Genomic DNA, 26,334 nt, shown 5'->3' on the forward strand with positions numbered 1-26,334 from the left:
TTTATGTTACAACTGAAGAAGATTATAGTACTGTTGATGCTAGTATTTGGATTTCAGCTTTCCTCAGCACAGATAAATATACTTAATGCTAAAGTAGCTACTGAAATAGGGGTTAAAACTGAAGCTCAAATACAAGCGGATAACGATAAGCCGCTACCTTATGGGTATGTAGACGATCGTGATATCCTTTGGTCAGTAGAAGTTTGGGAAGTAATCGACCTTAACGAACGCGCGAACTTCCCCCTCCTTTTCCCTACTGATACTTTGGATGTAGATGCTTACCGCCGTTCTTTGTACGATGTACTATTGAAAAATATCAAAAATGGTAAAATCAAGGATTTATACGTAGATTCTTATTTCACTCAAACTAAAAGTACTGAAACTATCGAGGCTTCTCTTTCTAAAATCGATACTCTAGACGAAGGTTACAACTTGCTCAACGCTGGTGAAGCCCTCCCTGATGAGTACATCACTCGTAGAAACTTAGAATCTGCCGATATCGCTCAGTATCATATCAGAGGTATTTGGTATTTCGACAAACGTCAAGGAGAACTCAAATATCGTTTGCTCGCTTTAGCTCCTGTAGCTCCCGATGTAAACTTTATCGATTCTGATGACTCTACAATGTCGGCATTAGTACCTTTGTTCTGGGTATTCTATCCGCAAGTGCGTGACATTCTGCACGAAGCTAAAACCTTCAACCGCAAGAATGACGCTCGCCCAATGTCATTCGACCACTTGCTTAACGCCCGTATGTTTAGCTCGGTAATCTATAAAGAAGCTAACGTCTATGGCGATAGAAAAATCAAGGATTATATACCCGATAATGCTCTCTTACAACTCTTAGAAGCTGATAAAATCAAAGAAAAGATTCGCGACAGAGAGCAGGATATGTGGACGAACTAATTTTAAATTCACAGTTAGAGTATTTTTACAACAATTTTAGAAAAGCATTGCCCTCCCAAGAGCAGTGCTTTTCTAATTTACATTCCAAAACAACAAAAAGATGAACATCAAAAATGCACAATTAGAAGTAGATAATTGGATTAAAGAACACGGAGTAAGATATTTCAACGAGCTTACCAATATGGCTCAACTCACCGAAGAAGTAGGTGAAGTAGCCCGTATCATCGCTCGTCGTTATGGCGAACAATCGGAGAAGGAGAGCGACAAACAGAAAGATTTAGGTGAAGAACTCGCCGATGTTGTGTTTGTAGTACTCTGTTTGGCTAACCAAACAGGCATTGATTTGCAAGAGGCTTTTGATAAGAAAATGCTCCGCAAAACCGAGCGTGATCACGATAGACATCACAACAACGAGAAACTTAAATAAACAAAAAAAACTCAGGGCAATACCCTGAGTTTTTTTTATAACTATTCATCATCTTCTTCTAAGAGATCATCATCGTCGAAATCTTCTTCGTCTATATCCTCGGCGTCATCTTTTTTACTTTTGGCTAAAGCACCTTTTTTACCTTTTTTAGGTTTAGCAAATGGGTCGCCTCCATCTTTCAGCCATTGTCTTACTTGGGCTTCTATTTCCTCTACTAATTCAGGATTGTCGCGCAAGAGGCTAAGGGTAGCATCGCGTCCTTGAGCGAGTTTGCTATCACCGTAGCTAAACCAAGCACCACTTTTGCCTATAATTTCGGCAGCAACACCCATTTCTAACAATTCACTTACTTTAGAGATACCTTCGCCAAACATAATGTCGAAATAAGCCATTTTAAACGGAGGAGCTACTTTGTTTTTCACTACCTTCACTTTGGTTTTATTTCCTATGATATTGCCATCGCCGTCTTTGATAGCCGCACTACCTTGTGCGCCTCCATCTTTGCGGATTTCAAGACGTACCGATGAGTAGAATTTCAAAGCATTACCCCCTGTAGTAGTTTCGGTAGGACCGCCATACATTCCTCCACCTAATTTGTCGCGCAATTGGTTGATGAAAATCACTATACATTTAGCCTTGCTAATGCTACCCGTAATTTTGCGGAGTGCTTGCGACATTAGGCGGGCGTGAACCCCCATTTTAGAGTCGCCCATATCACCGTCGATTTCGGTTTTAGGAGTAAGCGCCGCTACCGAGTCGATGATTACAAGGTCTACAGCGTTAGAGCGGATAAGAGCATCGGCTACTTCAAGGGCTTGTTCACCACTATCGGGTTGAGAAACGAGCAAATCTTCAGTATTTACCCCTACGTTTTTAGCGTATACAGGGTCGAAAGCGTGTTCAGCATCGATGAAAGCCGCTGTACCGCCTGCTTTTTGTACTTCGGCGATAGCGTGAAGGGTAAGCGTTGTTTTACCAGACGATTCAGGTCCGTAGATTTCAATCACGCGACCTTTAGGGTAACCGCCTACTCCCAAAGCAGCATCTAAGGCGATAGAGCCCGATGAGTAGACCTCTACATCTTCTATAGGGTTGTCGCCCAAAGCGCGCACAATGCCCTTGCCATAAGTCTTGTCTAACTTAGCAAGTGTGAGCTTAAGGGCTTCTTTTTTCTGATCTTGAAGCGAAAGTTCTTTATCGTTTTTTGCCATTGATTGGATTTTTATTGTTTATAATGTTTGTAAGCGCAAATGTACGAATATTTTATGAATTAACAAAATTAGGAAGTTTCAGTGTTTTTTTATACATTTGTCCGAAAATGTGTATCATTTATTTAGCGAAATGAAAAAACGCGTATTGTACATATTATTTATGAGATTATTATCTGCCGTTTTCCTATGTTTATGCAGTTATAATTATATGAATGCTCAGCCTCTTTGGGAAGGTTTGAGTGTGGATAAGTTCTATAGAGAAAACAAAGAGATTTATCTACAAAGATTTGAAAATGGTATAAAATACTTCTCTGATAAAAAGGGAAGAGAAAATAATGGATTATCGCAAGGACAAAATACTTTGATTTATAAAAAAGATACTATGAAAATTTACATAGAGCCTATACCATATCATCTTATTATGGGGATTAAAAGAGTTCATTTTCAAAAAGGGGAATATGTAATTAACTTAAAAAAATGTATTTTAGAAGATAGTCTTAAAATTAAAAATTTTCCTTGTGATTGTTTAAATTATAGAAGAGAAGAAGAATAAAAAGTATTGATTTTTTGCTTTTTAGTTCTATATTTGCAGAAAAACCTATTCTTATGATAAAAACCATTATAATCATCACGCTTATACTCTTAGCCTTATGGCTTACGGGCTGTTGGGGGTATAAAGCAAAACAAGACAAGAATAATAAAGCTAATGTCGAGCCTAAATACAATTGGGGCGTAGCGGTGAATGCCCCCATAGGTTATCCTATACGGTTTTATGGAGGAAGAGTAGGAGGAATGTCTATAACAGGTGAGCTTTACTCCAAATTAAGAGAACCCGATTGGGGAAATGCTTTTGGTTATGAAAGTCATTCAATGGACGAGTTACCTAAAAGTGTAGATATGGTATGGCTGTCGTATAAAGAAGATTGTTTTTATAGGCTCAAAACCGCTATTGATTACGAAAAAATAGAAAAGCTTTTTAGAGAAGGTTTTAATCAAAGAGTACCTAATGGAGAAGTAAGACATAAAACCTATGATACTATAGTAGTGGGGATTGCCCCCGGTGGCGTAGTAGTGTTATGGGTGGGGTCTGGTTATTTGCCTCTTACAGAAATAGGAAGATATCAAGCTGAGAAAATAGAACTTAGAGAACCTGAAGGATTAGACAATCACCAAAGACTTATATTTGACAAAGAGTATGCTAAAAGATTATTAACTAATAACACCATCATTCCTGAGGATTTTCGTGAAGCAAACAAAGATAAACCCATTCCCTTTGGTTTATGGGATAGCTATCGGGACAATCAGTACCAATGGTATCCTACTTTTGAAATTCCTAATGGAAAAATGGGAGATGTGCATTATCAATATTGGAATGGAGAGGGATCATTCTTTTTTTTCACAGACTTTATAACTTTAGAAGAACATAAAAATGTTTTTGCTCCCCAAGAGTTGTGCCACAATATAAGAAAACTTCCTTTGTATAAGGAAATACGTTTTACTTATAAGGCTGAAGATGGTATAAAATATGGGGGAGTACTTCAGTTTGATTGGGAAAGTACTTTAGAAGCCTATAAAAAAGTGTTTGAAAAACATTCTGATGAAGTAAAAGCGCATTTGGATATTCGGATAAATCGCGACAATACTTATCTTACAGTTCGTTTAGTGGGAGATAATGGGAAAGAGGCTTCTATAGAACCAAAATCAATAAGAATAAGAAAAGCCAATCAAGAATATGCACCACCTTTTGATAACTAATAAGTAGATAGAAAAATGAAAACATACTTACCAAAAATAGGGATGCTATTTTCAGCCATATTCCTAACCTCTTGTTCTATGTTCACCCCCAAAGAGGACAATACGAAATCAAAATCGCAAATGGAATGGAAATTTGTAAACTTTTACGATATTGAATTAGGAAGTGATAAGGATAAGGATCAACTTCCTGACCCTATTGACAATTACAATTTCAAGCAAATCCTCCCCTATAATAAAGATATATTTTTCTTGTTAGGAGACAATAGTAATAGCATTGAGGGGATAGTGAATCCTAGTTCTGTTATTTACAGAAGTATGGATTCTGGTACTACTTTCACTAAAACATCTTTAGGGGAAGGGACTATAACGGAAGGGGGTTTTGTGAAAGAAACATTATATATCGTCCTACAAAATAAAGTATTTGAAAACAATAAACCTATTATAAATACTACTATCTATCAGTCTAAAGACTTTGGAGAAACTTGGGAAAAGATAGCCTTCTTTAAAAATACAGAGATAGATAAAATTTATTTCTATACTGAAAAAATAGGGATTGCTAGATTTTATGATAGAACAAATGAAACCTCGCAATACAAATACACTTCTGATAGAGGTATCTCTTGGCATACAGCAAAAGGATTAATAAAAACAGAATATGATCCTTTAGCTAATGGTTGGTTTAAGTCAGAAAATGAAATATACTATATGACTGATAACGGTTTTTTGAAATCTTTTAATTTAACAAAAGAAGACTCTTTTCAAGTAGTAAAAAAGATACCAACTTCTACTGATATAGAAGGTTATTCCTACATTAATATTGATGAAAAAAGTAAAGAGCCTTTTGTAGTTTGTTACAAGAGAGGGAGTCAAGGAGCAAAAGGGTTTCTATATTATTTGAATACCGAAGAAAAGGTTCCTTTCGAAAATGGTTGGGGAGTGGTCTATGGGAATATGATGTATGAATATATGTATGACCCTGAAAATGTTTTTGTGTCCTATTATCGTTTTAGTTATGACAGGGGAAAAACTTGGACAGTTGAAGAACTTACAGATTTCTATTTGCCTGCTTTCCCTAAATTTGCTTATGCAGAAGATGGCTATATTTTTCTATTGGCAACATTATACAAAAAACGTATGGGAGTAATTGCTATCGGACACCCTAAATAAAAACCTATTCTTATGATAAAAACCATTATAATCATCACGCTTATACTCTTAGCCTTATGGCTTACGGGCTGTTGGGGGTATAAAGCAAAACAAGACAAGAATAAAGCTAATGCCGAACAAGAATACGATTGGGGCATAGCAGTAAATACTCCTATAGGCTATCCGATACGATTCTACGCTGCTATGGTAGGAGGAACTCCTATTGTAAGAGAGTTGTACACTGAAAAAGAAGAACCCGATTGGGGAAATGCTTTTGGTTATGAAAGCACTTCAATGGACAAACTACCTAAAAGCGTAGATATGGTATGGCTATCCTATAAAGAAGATTGCTTCTATAGGCTCAAGACTGCTATTGATTACGAAAAAATAGAAAAACTCTTTAGAGAAGGCTATAAAGAAAGAGTCCCTAATGGGGAAGTAAGGCATACAACCTATGATACAGTAGTGGTAGGTATAGCCCCTGGGGGTGTAGTAGTGCTATGGGTAGGTAGAGGTTATAAAAAAAATACTGAAATAGGAAGATACCAAGCCGAGAAAATAGATTTGAAAGAGCCTCCTGGGTTAGATAGTCACCAAAGACTCATATTTAGCAAGGAGGATAGAGAAGAGGTTTTAAATAGTGACTTAACAATTCCTAAAGCAGTACGCGAAGCCAATAAAAACAAGCCTATCCCCTTTGGCTTATGGGATAGCTATAGAGACCATCAATACCAATGGTTCCCTGTCTATGAAATTCCCAATGGAAAAATAGGTGATGTTAGGGTAAGATATTGGAATGGAGAAGCAGGCACTACCTTATATACTGACTTTTCTTTTTATAAAGATAAAGAAGATCTCTTTTATTTAGAAGAACCTATTCAAAAACGTCCCTTGTTTAAAGAATTAGTTATCTCTTACAAAGCTGAAAGCGGACAAAAATATTTAGCAAAAGTTTGGTTTGATTGGGAAGCAGTACTAACAGCTTATCAAGAAGTCTTTGGAAAAGAAGCCAATAAAGTAACGGCTCACTTAGATATTCGCGTAAATCGCAACAATACCTACCTCACCTTTCAATTGATAGGCGATAATGGTAAACAAACTTTTTTAGAGCCTAAGACATTAGAATACTATAAACTTTCTGATAGAAATATCATAACCCCCACACCCTTAGATTAAAAATATGTCGCAGAAATTTGTAATAAGACCATTATTATTTTTACTCTTAGCAATATTCCTAACCTCTTGTTCTATGTTCACCCCCAAAGACGACAATATGAAATGGACTGCCCAATACAACTTTATGGATTTATACAAGCAAAAAGTATATGAAGGTTATTTTAATGCAGGGGCAGCTATTGAGATAAATGGCATTGCAGTAATCAACAGCCACACTATTTTATTGGGAGCAGAAAAAGATTTGCGAGCTTTTGATCCTGAAATTTTAGAAAAACAAGCGGTGCTTTTTGTCTCTACCGACAAAGGTAAAACCTATAAGGAAATCCCCTTAGAAGGAAATTATTTTGATAGTTTTTACAAAACTGAGAACTACTGCATTATAGAGACTTCGGGAGAGCTTCATTTTATTTATCTATTTAATAATAAAACACTTAAAGTGGAAAAAATAGATGAGTGTGATAATGATTTGAGTATATGGTATGGTATTTTTGATGGCAGATATATTATGTATAGCAACAAAGAAAATGAATATGTAATGGATATATCAAACCGAAGCAAAATGTATGAAATACCCAAAGCAATTAAAAATATACCTACTTACCCTATCAATCAGAATGGAGATTTGATTTATATGAAAAACAATGATTTGTATATTTACAATGTCATCTCTCAACAAGAAAAGTTATACAAGAAACTCAAAAATAAATATGATTACTTTTTACCTATAGATGAGGCTGATAGTCCGTTAACATTACAGCAAGTAAAGAATGAAGATGATGAGGAAAAGTATGAAGAAAAGATTTATAATTTAGATGAAGAGTTGTTGTATGTTATCAATAAGGACAATAGGCGAAAACATTACAGATACAACAATTTTATTTGCGACTATTCTGCCTTAGGTACCTCCCCCGAAATTCGTTTTTCTTATGATTATGGCAAAACTTGGAAAACACATCACGTAAAAGGTTTTTCTATCTTACAAAGTACTTTTGGCTTTTATAAAGATGAATTTTTGGTAACTGAGGGCATTTTCTTTCGAGGAAATTCACCAGAAAGTGGTGGGCGCATAATGGTAGGGGAATTTCAGAAATAAAAATAGTGCGAGCCGCACGGGCAAAAGCCCGTGCGGCTCGTACCTTTTGCAAACGCCCACACACAACTTACATTCTGTTTTTTTGGTCACCGTCCGCTTGTTGACCCTTGTATTTGCTTTGAGTAGCATTGAAATTGTACTCTAACCCAATGCGAAATGAACGTATATTGTTATCAAAATGCTTATCATTAGTAACATAAGGATTTTGAAATCTGTCATAAGTTCCCATTTGGTTGAAAGCATCCATTACACCTCCATATACTTCCAATGATTTGTTGAGGAAAGAATGTGAAAACATCAAAGTTACCATTCCTTGAGGTTTATAACCATAAGCAGTATCCTTACTTCCTTTACTGCGATATACCATCATCAAAAAGAGATTGGCATTATCACTTAGGCTAAATTGGTTCATCAAATTAGCGCCAAAATCAGCTTGGTTGTTCTCAAAAACGCCATTAGCAAACTGTTTGCCGTACATCAAATTGAGTTTGGGCACCCAACGCCCTATTTGGTAATAAGCCGAAAGTTCTAATCTCAATCTTTGGTAGTCACCAAAATTGTGAATGTAGCGCTCTACTACATTAGGCAGGGTACGCGACAATTGGTAATCTTCAAAAAAACCATTGTGTACCAATGAATAATCTACTGATAGAGAGACGATTTGATAAGTAAGCAAGAGTGAAAAATCATCACTTAGGCGTGGTTGCAAATCGGTATTACCGCGATTGTAGAGAAAAGGAGTTTCATACGTAAAACGGTCGGAAAGTTCATAAAAGGCAGGGCGAGTGATTTTTTTGGCATAGCTAAATGACCATTCGGTTTTATGCCAAGGAAACGCTACCGAAATATTAGGGAGCAAGTGCTTGTAACTACGGCTTTTAACATTGCTCTTCACATCGTTTTCAAAATAACCAAAATCAGTATATTCATAGCGTGCGCCTATTTTCCATTTGGCTTTAAGCCAAGGGAACGAATAACTCGCAAAAGCAGCCGATTGTGTTTCCTTATTGTCGATATCGGTAGGAGTACTGATATTGTCTTCATAATTGTCATAACGAGAGAGGGTACTCGCTTCCACACCATAACCTAACAAGCCTTTACCTACTCGCTGCGTGAGATTAGTTTTCATCGTCCACAAGTGCGATTGCGCGTCGGAATGGGTGTTGATATTGCGCAGAGAAGGTGTGGTGAGGTTGCGCTCTATAATATCAGAACGATAATTAGAGAATGCGCCCCTATAGAACACATCGGTTTGCAACTTGAGTTTATCGGAGAGTTTGCCATCGTAATACACATTGGCATTGAGGCGTGTATCCTTGTTGAGGCGGTCGAAAGTGTTCAATCCTTGTTGGCTAAGCGTTCCATTGCGGTAAGTAGAGGTGTTTTGCTCGGTGATATTATGCCCCGATAGCGGACTTGTAGTCATCCACACACTTGCCCCCAATGAATGTTTATCGTTGATTTCGTGAGAGAAACCTGTTTTAGCATAGAAACGACGGGTGTTATCTTTCACTATTTCATTGGTGCGCACTTGCCAATTGTTGGCTTGGGTATGCACATTCAATTCCTGACTGTTTTCGCGTTTGAAATTATGATTGACATTGGCGTGTGTTGAGAAGAAAACATCAGTGTTGCCTGAGCGGTAGTTTAAGTGAGCATCCACAAAGCCTTCTTGTCCTTTTTTAAACTGACTTTCCACACTCACACCGCCACTGAGCCCGTCGCCTTGTTTCTTTTTGAGAAAAATGTGAATCACCGCCCCCACACTGTTGTCGTATTCAGCACCTGGTTGCGTTTCCAAGCTAATGCGGTCTATTTCCTTGGGGGAAAGGCGATATACATCGTTCATATCGCGCACTCGCTTGTTGTTGATATAGAACAAAGGTTTTCCTTTGCCAAATACTTCTACGCCATAAGAGGTATACGACATTGATACCCCAGGTAAGAAATAGAGCAAAAGGTCTACTTTAGGGATGTTTTTTAATGAAGAAGCCGCTACATCGGCAGTAATTACAGTGCCTTGTTGTTTCATCACAGGACGATGCGCCGAAACCACTACTTCACCGAGTTCATTTACTGATTTTTGTAGGGAAATGGTTCCTAAATCGCCCAAAGAAGGGGTAAGAACTTTTTCTTTGTACTCCAAATGGGTAATTTTAATCACTGAAGACTTGCCTTGGGCGTTGTCGGGCAGTTCAAAATGACCTTTGTCATCGCTAATAGCTCCTTTCACCATAGTGGAATCGGGGAGAGTGAGTTGGATAACATTGGCACCAAAGATAGGTTCTCCTTTTTCGCTTACTAAAGTACCTTTGTAGATACTTTGTGCGTGAGTAATGGCAAGAGGAAGAAGTACCATTACTAAAAATAGTATTCGTTTCATACTTTGAGTTTGATAAATGATTGTTAATTACGCCGCAAATATAAATATAGTTTTTTATAAACACAAGTAAATTTAAAACTTTTTAAAATAAAAACCTTTTAATCATTTATTCCCGTCCCTCGTCTCTCGTCATTCGTCATTCGTCATTATTATATATTTCGTCATTCGTACTTCGTCATTCGTAATTATTTTATATCTTTGCCACTTAATTCTGAATAAAACATTACCCTTTTATGAATTTAACTCCTGCATTAGAGAAACAATACACTAAAGAACAGAAAACAGCCCTTGAGGCTCAGCGTTTGGCTCAAGAAATCGCTTTTGGACCTGTTGTTTTTCAAATCTCCCAACTAATGGTAAAATTTGGCGTTTTAGAAGCGTTATGCAACGCCCCTAAAGGTCTTACAATGGCGGAAGTTGCCGCTCAAACAAAACTGAGCGACTACGCAGTGAAAATACTTTTGGAGGCATCGCTCTCTATAGGTACCGTAATTGTGAGTAACGACGACCGATTTTCTATCACCAAAGCAGGTTGGTTTTTGTTACGCGACAAAACAACACGCGTGAATATGGAGTTTATACAAGAGGTGTGCTACGAAGGCTTATTCCACCTCGAAGAGGCTCTTACCGAGGGCAAACCTTCAGGATTAAAAGTATTTGGCTCTTGGCCTACTATCTACGAGGGACTTTCACAACTGCCCCCTAAAGCCCAAGAAAAATGGTTCGCCTTCGATCATTATTATTCTGATTATTCGTTTGACGATGCTTTGAACATCGTTTTCAAACAACCCGTGAAAACCCTGCTCGATGTGGGCGGCAATACCGGTAGATTTGCCTTGAGAACTGTGGAGTACAACCCCGATGTGCAAGTAACCATTATGGATTTGCCACAACAATTAGGGTTGATGAAAGCCAATACCGCTGGCAAAGCAGGTGCTGAACGCATTGCGGGACATCCTGCGAACCTCTTAGACGCCTCGGTGCCTTTCCCTAAAGGATTTGATGCAATATGGATGAGTCAGTTTTTAGATTGTTTTTCTGAAGATGAAGTAACGAGCATTCTCACGCGTGCTGCTGCAGCAATGGACGAGCATACCTCGCTTTACATACTCGAAGCCTACTGGGATAGACAACAACACGAAACAGGCGCATATTGCCTCACCCAAATAAGCGTTTACTTTACCGCTATGGCAAACGGCAACAGCAAAATGTACTACTCAGGTGATATGATACGCTGTGTGGAGCGCGCTGGATTGGAAGTAAGTGCTATCTATGATAACTTAGGCAGCGGCAACAGCCACACGCTTTTCCAAGTGAAGAAAAAAAAGTAAATAGTGAAGAGCGAAAAGTGAATAATAAATAATGCGATACAAAAAACCTCCCCGTGCAATTTGAACTGCACGGGGAGGTTTTTATTATAGACTTTGACAAAGTGTTATAACTTGTTACCTATTTTACCTGAATTAAACGTTCTAGCGCCATACCGCGTGAGCCTTTGATAAGGAGTAGACAATTGTTGAACGATAGGGTAGGGAAGACCTCTTTAAAAGCCTCGAAAGTTTCGTATTGCGGATAAGGGCTTTGGGTTTTGGCAAAGTTGCTCCCTACCAAATATACACCTTCCCACTCATAATTTTTTAGTTTATCCACTATACGCTGATGTTCTTCTGCAGCGTAGTTTCCTAATTCAAACATATCCCCTAAAATGAGTACTTTCTTCTTCTCGTCACTCATTGTAAGCAAATTGTCGATAGCAGCAGCCATACTGCTGGGGTTAGCATTATAAGCATCGAGCAATACGGTATTGCTGCCCCATTGCATCAACTGACTGCGGTTGTTCTGTGGGATATAGGCTTCAATACCTCTTTTTATAGCTTCGTTAGAGAGTTTAAAAAATTTGCCAAAAGCTACTGCAGCGGCTATATTGGTGAAATTGTAGCTACCTACTAAATGTGAAGTTGCTACGGTAGGAGCATCGGTAAAGCCTTCTATTAGAACTCTTTCCCCTTCTTCGGTAGTTTGTGTTGAGGCATCTTCAAATTGTATGGTTACGGGTTGAGTACCCACGCATTGTACGGCTACATTCACCCCTTTACCTACCCCAAAACTATAGTCGTTGTCGTAATCGGCTAAGAGGGCTTCGGTAATAGGGTTATCGGCATTAGCGATGATGGTTTTTTGGTGCGCTTTGAGGTAGTCGTAGAGTTCGCCTTTGGTTTGTATAACGCCCTCGAATGAGCCAAATCCCTCTAAATGCGCTTTGCCTATGCTGGTGATATAGCCGTAATCGGGTTGGGCGATATTACAGAGGAAAGCAATTTCGCCAGGGTGATTGGCGCCCATTTCTACAATAGCGATATCGGTTTCGGGTTTGATAGAGAGCAGAGTGAGTGGCACCCCTATATTGTTGTTGAGGTTGCCTTGAGTGGCTACTACATTCAGTTGCTGTGATAAAACAGATTTGATGAGTTCTTTGGTAGTGGTTTTGCCATTGCTACCAGTGATGCCTATCACCAGAGTTTTGAGTGTGTTGCGATGATAGGTAGCGAGTTCTTGCAGGGTAGTGAGTACATCGCTAACCAAGATCATTTTATCGGAGGTTTGATAAGCAACCTCATCAATTACGGCATATTGAGCTCCTTTTTCGAGGGCTTCGGCAGCAAAGGTATTTCCGTTGAACGAAGCACCTTTCAGTGCGAAATAAATACTACCTTTGGCAATATTGCGGGTATCGGTAGAGACGCCTGTAGAGGCGAGGAATTTTTGGTAAAGATTTTTCATCAATAAATAATTGACAATTGATAATTAACAGTTGTGATGCAAAAGTACAAAAGTTTTTTATTAGTGCTGCTACAGCGGTAGAAAATTTTAGCAAAGTGTAGTAACAGCAATATGACTTTGTAGATATTATATAGAAAGGTATAATAGAAAAAGTGCTGCAAACATTACTATTTACAGCACCTTTTCTATATTAGTTTTAAAAATTTATCCTTTAGGAGTACGGTGATCCTTTTTAGATTTAGAACCTACACGGCTCATTGCATTACGGAATCCGATGTAATCGGTAGCGATGTATTGAGGGAGGTAACGGCGTTGTGCTGGGTCAATCCAGTAAGCGCGGTCTCTCCAAGAACCTCCTTTGAATACGCGTACTTCGTCGTCGATGAGTGAGGTACGGTCGTTAGAAGTGTCGTAATCTTTACCATTAAGCTCTGTACCTGGTTTTTTAAAACGAGGGGCGTTGTACATAGAGTTTGTATACTCGGCGCCTGGAGCTAGGAGTTCATTTTGGTTACGGAAGTTACGAGTAGATGATTTTTCACCATCGTTGTAACTGCGGTTATCGGCGTGAGTAAAGTTATAACGCAAGTAAGTTTCGTTAGAATCGATTGGCACAGTAGCCAAGCTACCAGGGAGGTTGCGAGCGATTACTCTTCTGTTAGGCAAGCTATCGTATTTCACTGATTCAGGAGTTACTACGATTTGTTTGCCATCTTCGCCGATAGCGTGTTTCATATACACGTTACCACGATAGTAGTTGAAGTCGGATTTTTCATCGTCTATGATAGGACGATATACGTCGGCTACCCATTCGGCAACGTTACCAGCCATATCATACAAACCGAAGTCGTTAGGTGGGTAAGTTTTTACAGCAACGGTGATATCACCTTTGTCATCTGACCAACCAGCTAATCCGCCGTAGTCACCTTTACCTTGTTTGAAGTTAGCCAAGAGTTCACCACGAGTGCTACGTTTAGTAGAGCGAGTGTATTGGCTATCCCAAGGGTATTTTTTTCTTCCTTGCAAAGAGTTGTACTCGCGGATACCGTTGAGTGATTTAGCGGCGTATTCCCATTCTACTTCGGTAGGTAGGCGATACTCAGGCAACAATACTCCGCTAGTTTGTTTAGCGTAGCTAGGTTCACCTTCTTTATTGGTATTTTTACCACCCATTTCGCCAGCGATTTTACCGCCATAAGTTTGGGTAGGAGCATTGAGGTAAGTATCGGTACTGAAAGTACTTTGCGCGTCAACTTGGTAACGGGCATCACGAGCGAGGTAACCATCGCGTTCGAGGATAGCCTCATTCACGCGGTCGGTACGCCAAGAGCTGAATTGTACAGCTTGAACCCAGTTTACCCCAACTACGGGATACTCGGCATAAGCAGGGTGACGCAAGTAGTTGTTCACCATAGCTTCGTTAGCGCTCAAAGGACCTCTCCACACTAAAGTATCAGGGAGAGCACCTATATATATATTGCGGTATTGCTCTTGATCGGGAGGGAAGACACGTTTGAGCCAATCGAGGTACTCCATATACATTTTGTTGGTTACCTCAGTTTCATCCATATAGAAGGATTGTACGTGTTGCTGAGTAGGAGTGTTGTTCCAATCGTGCATCACGTTATCTTGCACTTGCCCCATAGTAAAGGTACCACCTTCGATAAGCACAAGCCCAGGACCGGTTTCTTGATCTTTGAAATCGGTGTTGTATTGGAATCCGCCTTCTTTAGCGTTGATTCTCCATCCTGTTGCACTTGATACATTTCTATCAGACTTTTTGCCTCCACAGCTAGTGAGCAATAAGCCTGTAAGAGCTATGCAAATAGGGATTCTTAATAAACTTCTTTTCATAGTAAAAACACTTGTTAGCATAAAAATTCGGGCGCAAGATACTACTTTTTTTCAAAATAGTATACTTGTTTTAGCATTTTAACGCTATATTAATATTAAAATATTTTTTGCTCTTTGTTATATTGCTGATTTATAATTATTTGTATATCTTTTCCACTTGGTTACATTTTGCTCACTTACAAAGGTTTTAGCGTGTTTTTTAACAATTCTTTAAGTATTTTATTGGAGCAAATTGGCTTTATCTGCTAAAAAAATCAACAGTAGGGAGAGTAAAAAAGATATAACAGGGGCAATCATCCACATTGTGAAAAATCGCTTGACTTGGGTTTTGCGAAATATGTTTTTGTGTCCCATTTTGGCGACGCCTATCCCAAGAATAGCTGCTACATTTACTTGTACTAAGGAGGTAGGGATACCTTTTATGACTGAGGCGAGCAGGAGTAGGCTACCTGAAATAAAGGCGATGATTACGGCTTCGAACTTGCCAAAGAGGATAATTTCTTTACCGGTGTTTTTGAGTATTTTATGACCAAATAGGGAGGCGCCAATCCCGAAACAGGGGGCTACTACTAAGGTGGCGAGCATTAAGATAACAATATGGTCACTTTCGCGGATGTGTAGCTCGTTGATAGTCATTGTATAGAGGGGTCCGGCGGCATTGGCAACGTTGTTAGATCCGATGGCAAACGATACGTAGAGCGCCATTATTACTAATACGATATCCCATATATGGCGTTTGTTTTCATTTTGAGCGCGCTGGATGGTGAGTCCGCGTCGACGCATAGGTTGGTATATATATTTCCCAGCGAAGAAACTGAGGAAATAGGAAATGATGGGCAGAATAAACCAAGCGGGGATAATTTCGGCAAAGAGGTTATGGGTGTCTAATTTATTGAAATAGAGCGCTGGGGCTGCTAATGCGAGTACGGCAGCTTGGCTGGTGGATTGGGGAATGCCTGATATATTGGAAATGAGCATAGTTACAGCTATGGAAAACAGAGCGATAGAAACGACTGTAAAATCCATATACTCTGCTGGCAATATGCCGCTACCCATAGTGCCGGCTGTTTTTTTGCCTGCTAGAAATGCGCCTACAAAGACCATAATCCCAAAAAGCCCTGGGATGATAGACTTCCTAATCACATTTGCGCCATAGCTAGCAGAGAAAGCAGGGGCAGTACCACTACCTCCCATAGTAATTGCTACAACCATTGCGGTGAGGAAAGGGATGAGTAACTGGTTATAAATAGGCGTCATTTTGCTTTTATATTGTATATTGGTGGCAAAAATACAAAATAATTATCAATTAACAATTAAGAATTATCAATTAACAGTTCATAAAAAGAAAAAAGCCCGATATTGCTATCGGACTTTTCCATTAACCAACCAAAACTTTAAATTATGAAAACTATTATTTGAAGTTTTACAATGAGCTACCACCCTCATTGCGCTGCAAAGGTACGGCGTTTTTTTGAAATACCAAAACAATTTGAAGGTTTAACAAAAGTTTAACAGTGGTAGTGATTGTTATGTGTTGATAATTAGTGAGTTGTGTGTATTTAGAATTTTAGAAAATCTCGGAGAATTTCTGAGAATCTTGGAAAATCTTAGGAGGGGTTTGTTATAGAAAAAGCTGCCTAAGGTTTTAGATTTTTTAATTTTTCTATTTCGGTGAGTTCTTGTGGGGAGAGTTTGCGAAATACTAAAACTCTATTTGTTTTACGAGACTGGGTTGTAACCTTTACTTTGAAAGTGACTTTACTACCCTCAATAGCAAACTCTGCTGGGTAATCTTGTTGGATAGCGGGGTTTGTAGCAATAACGATATTACCACGTACTCTGTAGGGACGTTTTTCGATACTGGTGTCCTTGTTATAAACACAGTTACCATTGCTATCTTCTTTGAAAAATATTTCTTCGGTTTCGGTAGCTGAATAGATAATCACATTTTTGTCACATTCAGTAAGAGGTTTGGGCTGATCATTATCAGTGATAGATTCTAATTTCCAACCGCCTATAAGTTGGTTAGGAGCATCGTTGTCGTCTTTGCTTTTGCAAGCGACAAGGCTTGTAATGGCTACTAAAGCTATTAAAATTTTTTTCATATTGAATGAGTGTTTATTTGATTTATAGAATGTTTATATGTTATGACCCATATTCTAATTGTGCTTCAGAAACTAATTTTTCAGAGTTATCGTTCTCTTTTACGTATGCTTTTACACTGATGGGGAAGTTCTGTGCATTGTACTTATATTCACAACGAGTAGTTGTTTTTCCTCTGCTGTTAGTAAGAATAATTTGGGTTGGGTTATTTTTAGCATCAGAGTAGCTTGCAAAGACACTTGTGGGTTCTAAAACAGCTATGTTGTGAGAAAGGTAAGGATTGTGTTTGTTGTCATAGGTAATTTCTTGTAATTCAGCACCACTATTATCTATTTTCACTACACTACCTCCTGAAAGTGTGTAGGTAGCGGTACTTCCACTACTAATGGTATTGGTAATGATATTACCAGCAGTGTCTAATTTGTATTTTTTTATCTGTTCTACCACTGTATTACCATTATTGATGTAACTGTAAGTAATTTCGTTGCAGTGGGTATCTGTTTGAGTACCATTAATTGCCGTAAATTTTTCAATTTCTTTTACAAGGCGGCTACCTTCATAAAAATATTGAGTATTTACATAACGAGACAAGGGATATTGTTCATTAAGGAAGTCAGAGTTATCTTTTATAAGGTTTCCTTTCTCGTCATACTCAAAAGTAGCAATAAAATCTTTTTTGTTATCTCTTGTTCTCTCCCATTTTATGATGCGACCATTTTCGTAACTATAGGTGTTTATTTCGGGAGCGTTTTCGGCAATTCCTTTGTCGTTATATTCTTGGTGTGTACTGCCAGTTAGTTTGCCATTTACAATGGTATAGGTGCTTACCCTACTACCCTCATTTGTTTTTACAGTAACTTTTGTAAGGAAGTTACCGCTATGGGTATTGCTATTATCATCGTTTTTTTTGCAAGCGACGAGAGTAATTACTACTGCTAAAGCTATTAAAAATTTTTTCATATTGAATGGGTGTTTATTTGATTTTGGGGCAAAGATACAAAATAATTGTTAATTGACAGTGATGTTGTGATGAGGGGGGGAGGATCTTGGAGGGGCTCGGAGAATCTTGGAGAAACTGGGAGGATCTAGGAGAATCTCGGAGGGGGATTGTTATAGAAAAAGCTGCCTAAGGGTTTAGACAGCTTTTTGTAATCATTACTTGTGTGGTTTAGTTTTAGAATTTGTAACCTACACCAATTTGGATGACACGGTTTTTGAATTTCATAGAAGGTAATAAAGTTTCACCATCTTTTGAGTATTCTTTATTAGACAACTCAGTGAGTCCTAAATTGAAAGTAGCATCAAAGAAGAGTCCCATAGGTAAGTTGTACTCAGCACCAAATCCTAAACCAAAGTCGAATTTTTTATTAGGGGTGAGAGAGTAACTAACTTTTTCATTAGGGTCTGTGTTGTTTTCAAGTTCGGCTTCAATTTTTGCTTTTGTGAGGAATCCTAAGTTTACTCCTACTTTAGGACGGAATCCACTGATATCATATTTGAACCAAAGAGGAATGTTGATTTGCTGAGTAGCCCATTTACTACTACTTTTAAAATTGACTTTGGGGTCTCCTGTAGATTCAACTGATTTTAATTTTGCTCCTTGGAAAGCATAGTCCACTCCAGCTTCTACCCATATTTTTTCGTTGAAGCCGTATTCAATAAAAGCTCCAAAGTGAAAACCAGGTTTGAAAGCACTGTTGAATTTAACTGTTTCTGTAAATCCTGCCACAGTCTCTGAATATTTAGGTCCAGAAAGGTTAGACAATAAGAAGCCTGCTTTGGCTCCTACTTTGAATTCTTGGGCGTTGGCGGTGGTCATTCCCGCTACAGCCATTGCTGCAATGATAAAAAGTTTTTTCATTTCTTCTATATTTATTTGGTTATTACTATTTGATGGTTAGTTGTGCGTTGTTTATTTCGGGGGCAAGATTACGACAAATATTTGAGATATGCAAAAGTTTTTTTTAGGTAAGAGATAAGAGGTAAGAGGTAAGAGGGTGGGGATTAGGGGATTAAATAATTGGTAATTAGATAATTAGTAATTTGAAAGGGTCAGTAAATTGAGAGGGTTAGCAAATTGAGAGGGTTAGCAAATTGAGAGGGTTAGCAAATTGAGAGGGTTAGTAAATTGTAGAATTAAAAAAGCCGTTCAGACCCCTCTGAACGGCTTTTTCGTTTTTAGTTAGTGAAAGAAATAATAATAATTTTACTTGTCGATAGAGCCTACTACACGCTTCATAAAGGTGTTGAGGGCTTCTTTTTGTGGAGTACCTTGTTTGATGAGTTCATCTACTTCGATAGCTCCGTAGAAATTGGAGAGCAATTCGCCGATTACGTCTAACTCCTCATCTTTAAGATGTTCGCATTCTATGAGATTTTCGAGTGTTTCGATGGTCTCGGTTACGTAATCTTGGTCGTTGTTCTCAATAAACTGAACGATATGTTTAATTACCGGTAATCTCATCTATAAATTCTTTTAGGAGTTCGGCTTTGTTAGTTTGCAATTGTTTTTCCAAATTACCGTTTTTGAAAGCGGCAAATGTAGGCAAGTTATCCACTTTGGCGAGTTTGCGTGACTCTGGGAAAGCCTCAGCATCTACATATACAAAAGTAGCGTTAGGGGTTTCGGCTGCATACTTTTTGAATTTTGGTTTTATGATTTTGCAGTTACCGCACCATCCTGCGCCGAATTGTACGAATACAAGGGGATTAGCGGCTATGATTTCTTGCAAATTATCTTGGGTAAGTTCTGTCATAGTGATAAAAAAATAGTGGTGAGTTTTTTAGTTAATACATATTTACAATGATCAAGTTTTTAGCTTTTTTAGTGAGAAGCTAAATAGCTTGCTACGCCATTACGGTTAGCATTCATAGCGTCTTTACCTTCTTCCCAGTTGGCTGGGCAAACTTCGCCGTGTTGTTGTACGTGAGTGTAAGCATCTACAAGGCGCAAGTACTCTTTTACGTTACGACCTAAAGGCATATCGTTGATACTTTCGTGGAATACTTTACCTGTTTCGTCGATAAGGTAAGTAGCGCGGAAAGTTACATCGTCACCTTCGAGGAGGTAAGCATCAGCAGTTTCGTCGTAAATTTCACGAGAGTCGAGGATACCTAAAGTGCGAGCGAGGTTACGGTTGCTATCGGCAAGGATAGGGTAAGTAACGCCTTCAATACCACCGTTGTTTTTAGGAGTGTTGAGCCACGCGAAGTGTACTTCGGCAGTGTCGCAAGAGGCACCTATTACTTTTACGTTGCGTTTTTCGAACTCGGCTAATGCTTCTTGGAAAGCGTGGAGCTCGGTAGGGCATACGAAAGTAAAATCTTTAGGATACCAGAAAAGGAGTACTTTCTTTTTGCTGTTTACGGCTTCAGAAAGCACGTTGATTTTGAAAGTATCGCCGAGGTCGCTCATAGCGTTTACCTCGATATTGGGGAATTGTTTTCCTACAAATGACATATTATCTTGTTTTTTATGTTCTGTTTTACGGGTGCAAAAGTAGGATGTTTTTGAAGATTGTAAATAGTTTTCTAATTGAAAGATTTTATGAAGAGATAGGGATTAGTTATAGGTGTTAGGTTTCAGGTGTTAGGTTTCAGGTTTCAGGGAGCAGGTTTCAGGGGTTAGGAGGTTGCGGGTCTTTTTAATAGATAATTGATGGCGGTGGCGGCGGCGTGTAAGCCAAAAGCGGCGGGCATAAAGCTGATGGTGCCGTAGAATGATTTTTTATAATCCAGACCTTCGGTGCGCTGCATAGTGTCTTTGGAAACGATTTCGGAAGAGAATACGGCTTTGATACCTGAATCGATGCGCTCGTTTTTCAAGCGTTTGCGTATAAATTTAGCCAATGGGCAGTTATAGGTTTTCATCAGGTCGGCTACTTTTATTTGAGAAACATCGGTAGCGCCTCCTGCTCCCATACAGCTTACTAAACGCACACGTTGGCGTTTGGCTGAGAGGATGAGGTTGAGCTTGGGGGTGATGCTATCGATACAATCAATCACATAATCGAACTGAGGGGTTACGATTTCGGTAGCGCGTTCGGGGGTGAGGAATTCGTGTATTACAGTAAGGTTGAGTTGGGGGTTGATGTCTAAAAGGCGGGCAGCCATTACATCGGTTTTGTTTTTGCCTACGGTGGACTGAAGGGCAGGCAGCTGTCGGTTAATATTAGATAGAGAAACGCAATCGCCATCGACAATGGTGAGGGAACCTACGCCTGCGCGGGCTATAAATTCGGCGGCAAAAGAGCCAACGCCTCCTAAGCCTACAATGAGGATATGTGCTTTTTGCAAGGTGTTGATGCCTTGCTGTTTGATTAATAGTTCAGTACGTTCTAACCAGTGATTGTTCATATTTTAAAAAAGCCTCTTCGGTATGGAAGAGGCTTGTACTTTTATAGTATCAAATTTTCTACGGTGCAAAGGTAGGAATAATATTGTGAAGTGCAAAAATATTTTGCTACTTAACGTGAGTTCGACGTAAGTAATTATTAAATAATCAGCAAAATGTTTTAAATCTCCCACGAATTTCACGAATTTTCACGAATTTGGGAGTGTATAAAAGTCTTTATTTTTTATTATCTCACGAATTTTCACCTGACGGTGAATTATTTTGTGAATATATTATGTTACAAAGCTGTAAATCAATGTTCTATTATATCGGACTGACGTTACTTAATAAAACTGTCCGAAAAGTTTTTTTGGGGGGTGTTTATAATGGGCATTTGCAAAACGCCCCTACATAACATACCGCAAAAGCGATTGATAATCAGAATAATCAACTTTGCCAAAGTTGCGAGCTGTATGGGCAGGAAACTTTGGCAAAGTATAGTGATGTAAAATCGAATTTTAGACTTTTTGAACAGCCTTATGGTTTTTACTTAGAAGAATAGAGCAACACCGATACCAACACCGAAGTTTCCTATACGCTGTTCATATTTGTTGTCTTTTTTCTGAGTAAGGCGATAATAATCGTACCCTAAATAACCAGTAATGGCGGCTCCTTCGTTTACGAAGTAGGCGATACCACCTTTAGCACCTAAAGTTAAACCTCTGTATTTTTGACTATCGTCTTTTCCTTCAGATTGACTTGCAAAACCTACTTTTGCTCCTACAAATGGGGCTAATTTTCCGCCAATAGGGAAGAAATAAGTAGCATTAGGAGCAATTATAAAAGTATTCTTTTTAGTTTCGTTATTTCTTACTTTTGCTGTAGTATTTTCATAACTTAATCCTAACCCTACAGCCAAGTTATTGATAACGAAATAGTTGATGTTAGGAGTGATTTTAAAAGTGTTTTCTGTTAAATCGTCACCTGCTCTACCATCGTATCGAGGGGTGGTTTTCACAGAATTGAAAGAAAGTCCTAAATCAGAACCTGCCATCCAGTTTCCTTTTTCAGTTTGTGCGTAGGTAGCGGCTGAAAAAGCGACAGCTACCATCAATAAAAATTTTTTCATATAGTTTATATTTTAATGTTTATAAGGGCAAAGATATGAAATAATTACGAAATACGAGTTACGAATGACGAAAAAGTTGGTTTTTATTTAATAACATTACATCCCCAGCCGTCGTAATAACCATTGAATTGGAGGGAGAGTTCAATCAGGTCGGATACGATTTCTTCGATGTGCTCGATGTGGTCTTCGCGAGAGAAATTGAGTACATAGCGGCTTTCGGGGTTGTTTTCTTCGTTGTATTTGGCTGAAAGGATTTTAAAACCTAAGCTTTTTATCTGTTCGATAAAGGCTTTTTGTTCGTTTTCTTCACCGAAATACACCCAGTGGTCGATTTCACGGGGTTTTTCGAGGGTATCACCACTTTCTTTTAGTTGTTCAATCACTATTCGGTTGAGGATTTGGTGGATTTCTACGCCATTGGGGTAGAGTGTATCCCAATATTCTTTCCACTGAGGGTCGTTAGCTGAAAGACATTTAAACTCATAGGAAGGGAAAGCTTCCATTGCTTTATAGCAAGCTTTTACAACGGTTTCGGCATCTTTGCTGTAGCTATAGATTTCGCGGTTGCCTCCTCCGGTAACGATGGCTACCTCAATAGCTCCTGCACTCTCGATAGCATCGCAAAGAGCGTCCTCGATATCCGCAAGGGTTTCGAACTCTTCTTGAGATGAAAAGCCATTATCGTAAGGGTGCTGCATTTTCACAATGGCACGCACTACCACGGGAAAATCTGCGATAGGAGCGATGTCTTCCAAGGCTAAATTCAGCCGAATAGAAACGGGGGTTTCGCCGAAAGAAGTGCGGTAGAAGTCCCAGTTTTCGGGGATTTCGACAGGGGGATGGTTGTCATTCATAGGGAATTGTTTTTAATAAAGGACAAAGGTAGTGATTTTTGTTGATGTTTTGCAAATCTGATAAATATTACTATTTTTGTACGCGGAATATAAAAGAAATCTTTATGAGAAAAATTATAGTTTTTTTAGGGTTGCTATTCTTTAGTTTGGCTTCTTGCAGTCAGACGCCTATTAAAAAGAGTGATTGGGAGGAAATGGGACTTCGTGGGAAAGTAAAATCTTTGAAGTATCGCATTTATAAGGATTATGTTGATGATAAAACGGAGAGTCGCGAGAACGAAATAAAGAAGTTATTAGAAAACACAGGTTCTACTTTGTTTTTTGATAAAAAGGGATATATTACTGAATATGTAGATCATATGGGTATAAAGGTGCCTTTAATATATGACTATAAGCAAAGAACTGTTACTATGAAATATGCTGAAGACACTTCTTTTTCTATTACTAAAATAAACAAATATGACTTACAAGGCAATAAGATAGAGGAAGCTATGGGGTATAGGAATACTTGGACAACGGAAGAGCATATGCTTACTTATAACGATGCTAAACAGGTTGTTGAGAGGATAATAAAGAATGGGATGATGGTAAACTCTAAGAAAGAAGAGGGCTATTTATCAGAAAAATATAATTATAAATATGACTCTAAAGGTCGTGTGGTAGAAGAAACTTTTAGCAAATACAATAGTTTTTCGGATAAATGGTATATGTGTGATGTTACTCATTATGAATATAATGATAGGGGAGATGTAAGCCAGAGAGAAATTAGGACTTTTTCTAAAGGAGATAAACTTGATAAAATTTATCAGTCTCGTTTAGATTATACGTATGATTCTCGGGGTAATTTTATCACTCTAATTGAATATCTTCGCACTGATGAAGGAGAAAAGAAGATGTTGTCTTTAGAGCGAGAAATAGAGTATTATTAAAAAAGATGAGTTCATAATCAAACAGAAGAACAGCCATTGTTTTTTAAGTCTCGCACAGATTGAGATGTAAATATAATTGTAAATCAGCTTTAAAATATCTGAAAATGACTATAACAGACGCTCCTAATACCTACAATAATGCTATAGAGATACTCTACCAGAAGGGATATGAAGTGTTTTTACTTGACAAAGATGAAGATTACCTCATTTATATGAAAAAGAGTGAGGAAGTTACTGTTGCCAATGACCCTCTTTCGCTATTGGCTATAAGTTATTTGAAAGAAAATGGAAAAATAGTAGATGAGTGCTGGGAAGATAAGTTTATGGACAACTTTTCGGCATTAGCTATTAAGGAGATACTCAGTAGAAAATACAGCATAAAAATTACTGATAAACACTCCGATTGGTATGACTGGATTGTTAAGAAGAAAGATGAAATGTACTTTGCACAAACGCCTCTTAGGCTCTTGGCTTTGCTGTTGCTCATAGATTATTATGGATGGGATTGGTATAAAATAGCTGTTCCTTCTCACCTCAACGAACTAAAAAGCTACTAAAAACAACAAAGGCTGTTGCAAACTAAATTTTGCGACAGCCTTTTTTATAGGTTTAATTCTTATGATCTAAGACTTTCCTCCCACGAGTACTGAGGTCATACTGATAGAGCCTCCTACGATTGAATCATTGAAAATCAGTACGTCATCATCTTCTTCTCGCAAAGCCATTACATAGAGCAAAGGCAAGTAATGATCGGGGGTGGGGACTGATAGTTTTGCGTTTTCTCCGAATTGCTCGAAATGTACTAATGCCTCTAAGTTATTATCGGTTATCGTTTTATTGATTTGATCACGAAAGGCAAAAGCCCAATCATAACCAGCATCTAAATCATTGATATAACGAAAGTTCATCAGGCGCAAGTTATGTATAATATCCCCGCTTGCTAAAATCAATACTCCTTGTTTGCGCAAGGGAGCGAGTTTTTTGGCTAAATCGGCGTGCCATTGAGCAGGCTTGATAGCATCTAAGCTCAGTTGTACTACAGGAATATCTGCCTTTGGGTACAAGAACTTTAATACCGCCCAAGCGCCGTGGTCAAATCCGCGTTCGGGGTCTACTTTTAGGTCAGTATCCGCAAGTAGTTCTTGCACTTGTGCTACTAACTCTGGAGAACCTTTAGCGGGATATTGCACTTCGCTGAGAGCTTTTGGAAATCCATAGAAATCATACATCATTGGAGGGTTAGGGTTTCCCATAATAAATAACCCCTCACTATACCAATGAGCAGAAATACACAAGATAGCTTTTGGTTTATCAAAAGTCTGTGTGATTTCGGCAAACTTTTGGTTAAAAGGATTCTGCTCATCAAGAGCGTTCATTGGATTGCCGTGTCCTACAAATAGAGCGGGTGTTTTTTCGGACATAATAATGATGTTATTAGGAGGTGAATTAAGGAGTAGTGTTTTTTTACTCAGTAATGATATTGCATTCTTGTCATCGTAGTGGTCATTGAACTGGAAGGAGAGTTCAGTAAGGTTGGATACAATTTCTTCGATGTGCTTGATGTAGTCTTCACGAGAGAACTTGAGGACACAACACCCTTATGGTGTATTTTTCTTATTGTAACTTTTTGATTTTATGATTCTAATTCCTCTAATCTTTTCTTTATTGAAATTGCTTGCAATGCAGGGTTAATAGAACAGAAAAGATACATAGTTGAAGATAAGATAACTAATTCAGATATGATAAATGTTATTAAAATATCTCTTGTAAAATCAGCAAAGGAATTATAAAATAATATTATCATTCCAATGGCTACAATAAATGAAATAAATACAATGGTTAGAAAAATGTATGTGAATATTTGCTCTAAATAAGATATTTTTACAATGATATGATTATCTTTAAAAACAAGATAACTTTTACTATTTTTAATAGTCTTCCAAGTAAAATTCTTCCCTAATTTATTTTTTAATTCTATATACTTTTCAATACTCACGGCATTTGTTTCTATACCTGTTCTTAAAGAAAAGTATAATTCTTTCAAATCATCTTTTATAAAACTATCTCTAAAATTATCTCCAAACCTATCAAAAGTCTCATTGAGTTCTTTTAATGTTAGTAACTTTTTTCTTTTTTCATTGTATGAATAATCAATTGTATTTTTAAACAACTTAATGAAAATTATTAGAGTAGACACTATTGTGGAAACTAATGCAATTATTTTTGTAATTATATCTATATTTTCCATTTTATT

The 26,334-nt window shown here is 38.1% G+C and carries 26 protein-coding genes; 10 read left to right on the top strand and 16 right to left on the bottom strand.

The genetic code is table 11. The features are described from left to right. Nucleotides 1–3 precede the first annotated feature (3 nt). Both porN and DR017_RS09850 read left to right on the top strand, forming a co-directional pair. Nucleotides 4–906 (top strand): type IX secretion system ring subunit PorN/GldN, encoded by a 903-nt coding sequence (porN, locus tag DR017_RS09845; protein ID WP_002679598.1) that lies wholly within the window; start codon nt 4–6, stop codon nt 904–906. A gap of 100 nt (nt 907–1,006) precedes the next feature. Then, nucleotides 1,007–1,333 carry a nucleotide pyrophosphohydrolase gene (locus DR017_RS09850; protein ID WP_040361245.1) on the top strand — a complete coding sequence of 109 codons (327 nt, stop codon included), beginning with the start codon at nt 1,007–1,009 and terminating at the stop codon, nt 1,331–1,333. Nucleotides 1,334–1,374: 41 nt separating this feature from the next. Here the strand turns inward: DR017_RS09850 and recA are convergent, their stop codons facing one another. Continuing rightward, nucleotides 1,375–2,544 carry a recombinase RecA gene (gene recA, locus DR017_RS09855; protein WP_040362029.1) on the bottom strand — a complete coding sequence of 390 codons (1,170 nt, stop codon included), beginning with the start codon at nt 2,542–2,544 and terminating at the stop codon, nt 1,375–1,377. Nucleotides 2,545–2,674: 130 nt separating this feature from the next. On the opposite strand from recA, the gene DR017_RS09860 reads away from it, so the two are divergent. From DR017_RS09860 to DR017_RS09880, 5 genes are all read left to right on the top strand, one after another. Next, nucleotides 2,675–3,097: a hypothetical protein gene (locus DR017_RS09860; RefSeq protein ID WP_256587567.1), complete on the top strand. Its 423-nt coding sequence runs from the start codon at nt 2,675–2,677 to the stop codon at nt 3,095–3,097. A 53-nt stretch (nt 3,098–3,150) separates the two neighbouring features. Further along, a complete protein-coding gene (locus tag DR017_RS09865; protein ID WP_002682285.1) occupies nt 3,151–4,299 on the top strand; it encodes a DUF2931 family protein in 1,149 nt (382 codons plus the stop codon). Between the two features lie 15 nt (nt 4,300–4,314). Next, nucleotides 4,315–5,466, top strand: a complete 1,152-nt coding sequence (locus DR017_RS09870) for a WD40/YVTN/BNR-like repeat-containing protein (protein ID WP_146741535.1) — start codon at nt 4,315–4,317, stop codon at nt 5,464–5,466. Nucleotides 5,467–5,478: 12 nt separating this feature from the next. Beyond that, nucleotides 5,479–6,621, top strand: a complete 1,143-nt coding sequence (locus tag DR017_RS09875; protein WP_002682283.1) for a DUF2931 family protein — start codon at nt 5,479–5,481, stop codon at nt 6,619–6,621. Nucleotides 6,622–6,694: 73 nt separating this feature from the next. Next, nucleotides 6,695–7,714, top strand: a complete 1,020-nt coding sequence (locus DR017_RS09880) for a hypothetical protein (RefSeq protein ID WP_232755731.1) — start codon at nt 6,695–6,697, stop codon at nt 7,712–7,714. Nucleotides 7,715–7,781: 67 nt separating this feature from the next. Here DR017_RS09880 and DR017_RS09885 read toward each other — a convergent pair whose 3' ends face one another. After that, the gene (locus tag DR017_RS09885; RefSeq protein WP_002681781.1) at nt 7,782–10,097 is read right to left on the bottom strand and encodes an outer membrane beta-barrel family protein; all 2,316 of its coding nucleotides are present in this window, start codon (nt 10,095–10,097) and stop codon (nt 7,782–7,784) included. 233 nt (nt 10,098–10,330) lie between these two features. On the opposite strand from DR017_RS09885, the gene DR017_RS09890 reads away from it, so the two are divergent. Further along, on the top strand, nt 10,331–11,428 hold the full coding sequence (locus DR017_RS09890; RefSeq protein WP_002681766.1) for a FlxJ family methyltransferase: 1,098 nt from the start codon (nt 10,331–10,333) through the stop codon (nt 11,426–11,428). Between the two features lie 118 nt (nt 11,429–11,546). Here the strand turns inward: DR017_RS09890 and DR017_RS09895 are convergent, their stop codons facing one another. The 12 genes from DR017_RS09895 to DR017_RS09950 all read right to left on the bottom strand — a co-directional run bounded on the left by DR017_RS09895 (nt 11,547) and on the right by DR017_RS09950 (nt 23,151). After that, nucleotides 11,547–12,878 carry a UDP-N-acetylmuramoyl-tripeptide--D-alanyl-D-alanine ligase gene (locus tag DR017_RS09895; protein ID WP_002681750.1) on the bottom strand — a complete coding sequence of 444 codons (1,332 nt, stop codon included), beginning with the start codon at nt 12,876–12,878 and terminating at the stop codon, nt 11,547–11,549. A 204-nt stretch (nt 12,879–13,082) separates the two neighbouring features. After that, complete coding sequence (gene gldJ, locus DR017_RS09900) at nt 13,083–14,732, bottom strand: gliding motility lipoprotein GldJ (protein ID WP_002681752.1); 1,650 nt, start codon at nt 14,730–14,732, stop codon at nt 13,083–13,085. A 219-nt stretch (nt 14,733–14,951) separates the two neighbouring features. Then, a complete protein-coding gene (locus DR017_RS09905; protein WP_002681762.1) occupies nt 14,952–15,989 on the bottom strand; it encodes an inorganic phosphate transporter in 1,038 nt (345 codons plus the stop codon). Between the two features lie 380 nt (nt 15,990–16,369). Beyond that, the gene (locus DR017_RS09910; protein ID WP_002681745.1) at nt 16,370–16,837 is read right to left on the bottom strand and encodes a lipocalin-like domain-containing protein; all 468 of its coding nucleotides are present in this window, start codon (nt 16,835–16,837) and stop codon (nt 16,370–16,372) included. A 40-nt stretch (nt 16,838–16,877) separates the two neighbouring features. After that, nucleotides 16,878–17,795: a hypothetical protein gene (locus DR017_RS09915; RefSeq protein ID WP_002681737.1), complete on the bottom strand. Its 918-nt coding sequence runs from the start codon at nt 17,793–17,795 to the stop codon at nt 16,878–16,880. 214 nt (nt 17,796–18,009) lie between these two features. Continuing rightward, complete coding sequence (locus tag DR017_RS09920) at nt 18,010–18,696, bottom strand: porin family protein (protein WP_002681791.1); 687 nt, start codon at nt 18,694–18,696, stop codon at nt 18,010–18,012. A 345-nt stretch (nt 18,697–19,041) separates the two neighbouring features. Beyond that, entirely contained in the window at nt 19,042–19,299 is a 258-nt protein-coding gene (locus tag DR017_RS09925) for a DUF6952 family protein (RefSeq protein ID WP_002681780.1), read from the bottom strand. Beyond that, entirely contained in the window at nt 19,280–19,591 is a 312-nt protein-coding gene (locus DR017_RS09930) for a thioredoxin family protein (RefSeq protein ID WP_002681786.1), read from the bottom strand. Before DR017_RS09930 ends, DR017_RS09925 begins: the two co-directional genes overlap by 20 nt. A 68-nt stretch (nt 19,592–19,659) precedes the next feature. Beyond that, nucleotides 19,660–20,295: a peroxiredoxin gene (locus DR017_RS09935; protein ID WP_002681795.1), complete on the bottom strand. Its 636-nt coding sequence runs from the start codon at nt 20,293–20,295 to the stop codon at nt 19,660–19,662. Between the two features lie 164 nt (nt 20,296–20,459). Further along, on the bottom strand, nt 20,460–21,191 hold the full coding sequence (locus DR017_RS09940; RefSeq protein WP_002681796.1) for a tRNA threonylcarbamoyladenosine dehydratase: 732 nt from the start codon (nt 21,189–21,191) through the stop codon (nt 20,460–20,462). A gap of 527 nt (nt 21,192–21,718) precedes the next feature. Further along, nucleotides 21,719–22,297, bottom strand: a complete 579-nt coding sequence (locus DR017_RS09945; protein WP_002681783.1) for an outer membrane beta-barrel protein — start codon at nt 22,295–22,297, stop codon at nt 21,719–21,721. 83 nt (nt 22,298–22,380) lie between these two features. Continuing rightward, nucleotides 22,381–23,151: a DUF695 domain-containing protein gene (locus DR017_RS09950; RefSeq protein WP_002681778.1), complete on the bottom strand. Its 771-nt coding sequence runs from the start codon at nt 23,149–23,151 to the stop codon at nt 22,381–22,383. Nucleotides 23,152–23,255: 104 nt separating this feature from the next. Between DR017_RS09950 and DR017_RS09955 the strand changes: the two genes are divergently transcribed. Both DR017_RS09955 and DR017_RS09960 read left to right on the top strand, forming a co-directional pair. Then, complete coding sequence (locus DR017_RS09955) at nt 23,256–24,080, top strand: hypothetical protein (RefSeq protein ID WP_002681803.1); 825 nt, start codon at nt 23,256–23,258, stop codon at nt 24,078–24,080. Between the two features lie 104 nt (nt 24,081–24,184). Then, a complete protein-coding gene (locus tag DR017_RS09960; RefSeq protein WP_002681749.1) occupies nt 24,185–24,637 on the top strand; it encodes a hypothetical protein in 453 nt (150 codons plus the stop codon). A 66-nt stretch (nt 24,638–24,703) separates the two neighbouring features. Here the strand turns inward: DR017_RS09960 and ygiD are convergent, their stop codons facing one another. After that, complete coding sequence (ygiD, locus tag DR017_RS09965; protein ID WP_002681801.1) at nt 24,704–25,501, bottom strand: 4,5-DOPA-extradiol-dioxygenase; 798 nt, start codon at nt 25,499–25,501, stop codon at nt 24,704–24,706. A 212-nt stretch (nt 25,502–25,713) separates the two neighbouring features. Then, on the bottom strand, nt 25,714–26,328 hold the full coding sequence (locus DR017_RS09970; RefSeq protein ID WP_081450886.1) for a hypothetical protein: 615 nt from the start codon (nt 26,326–26,328) through the stop codon (nt 25,714–25,716). Nucleotides 26,329–26,334: the final 6 nt, after the last annotated feature.

The organism is Capnocytophaga sputigena (assembly GCF_900446695.1).
Taxonomy (GTDB): Bacteria; Bacteroidota; Bacteroidia; order Flavobacteriales; family Flavobacteriaceae; genus Capnocytophaga; species Capnocytophaga sputigena.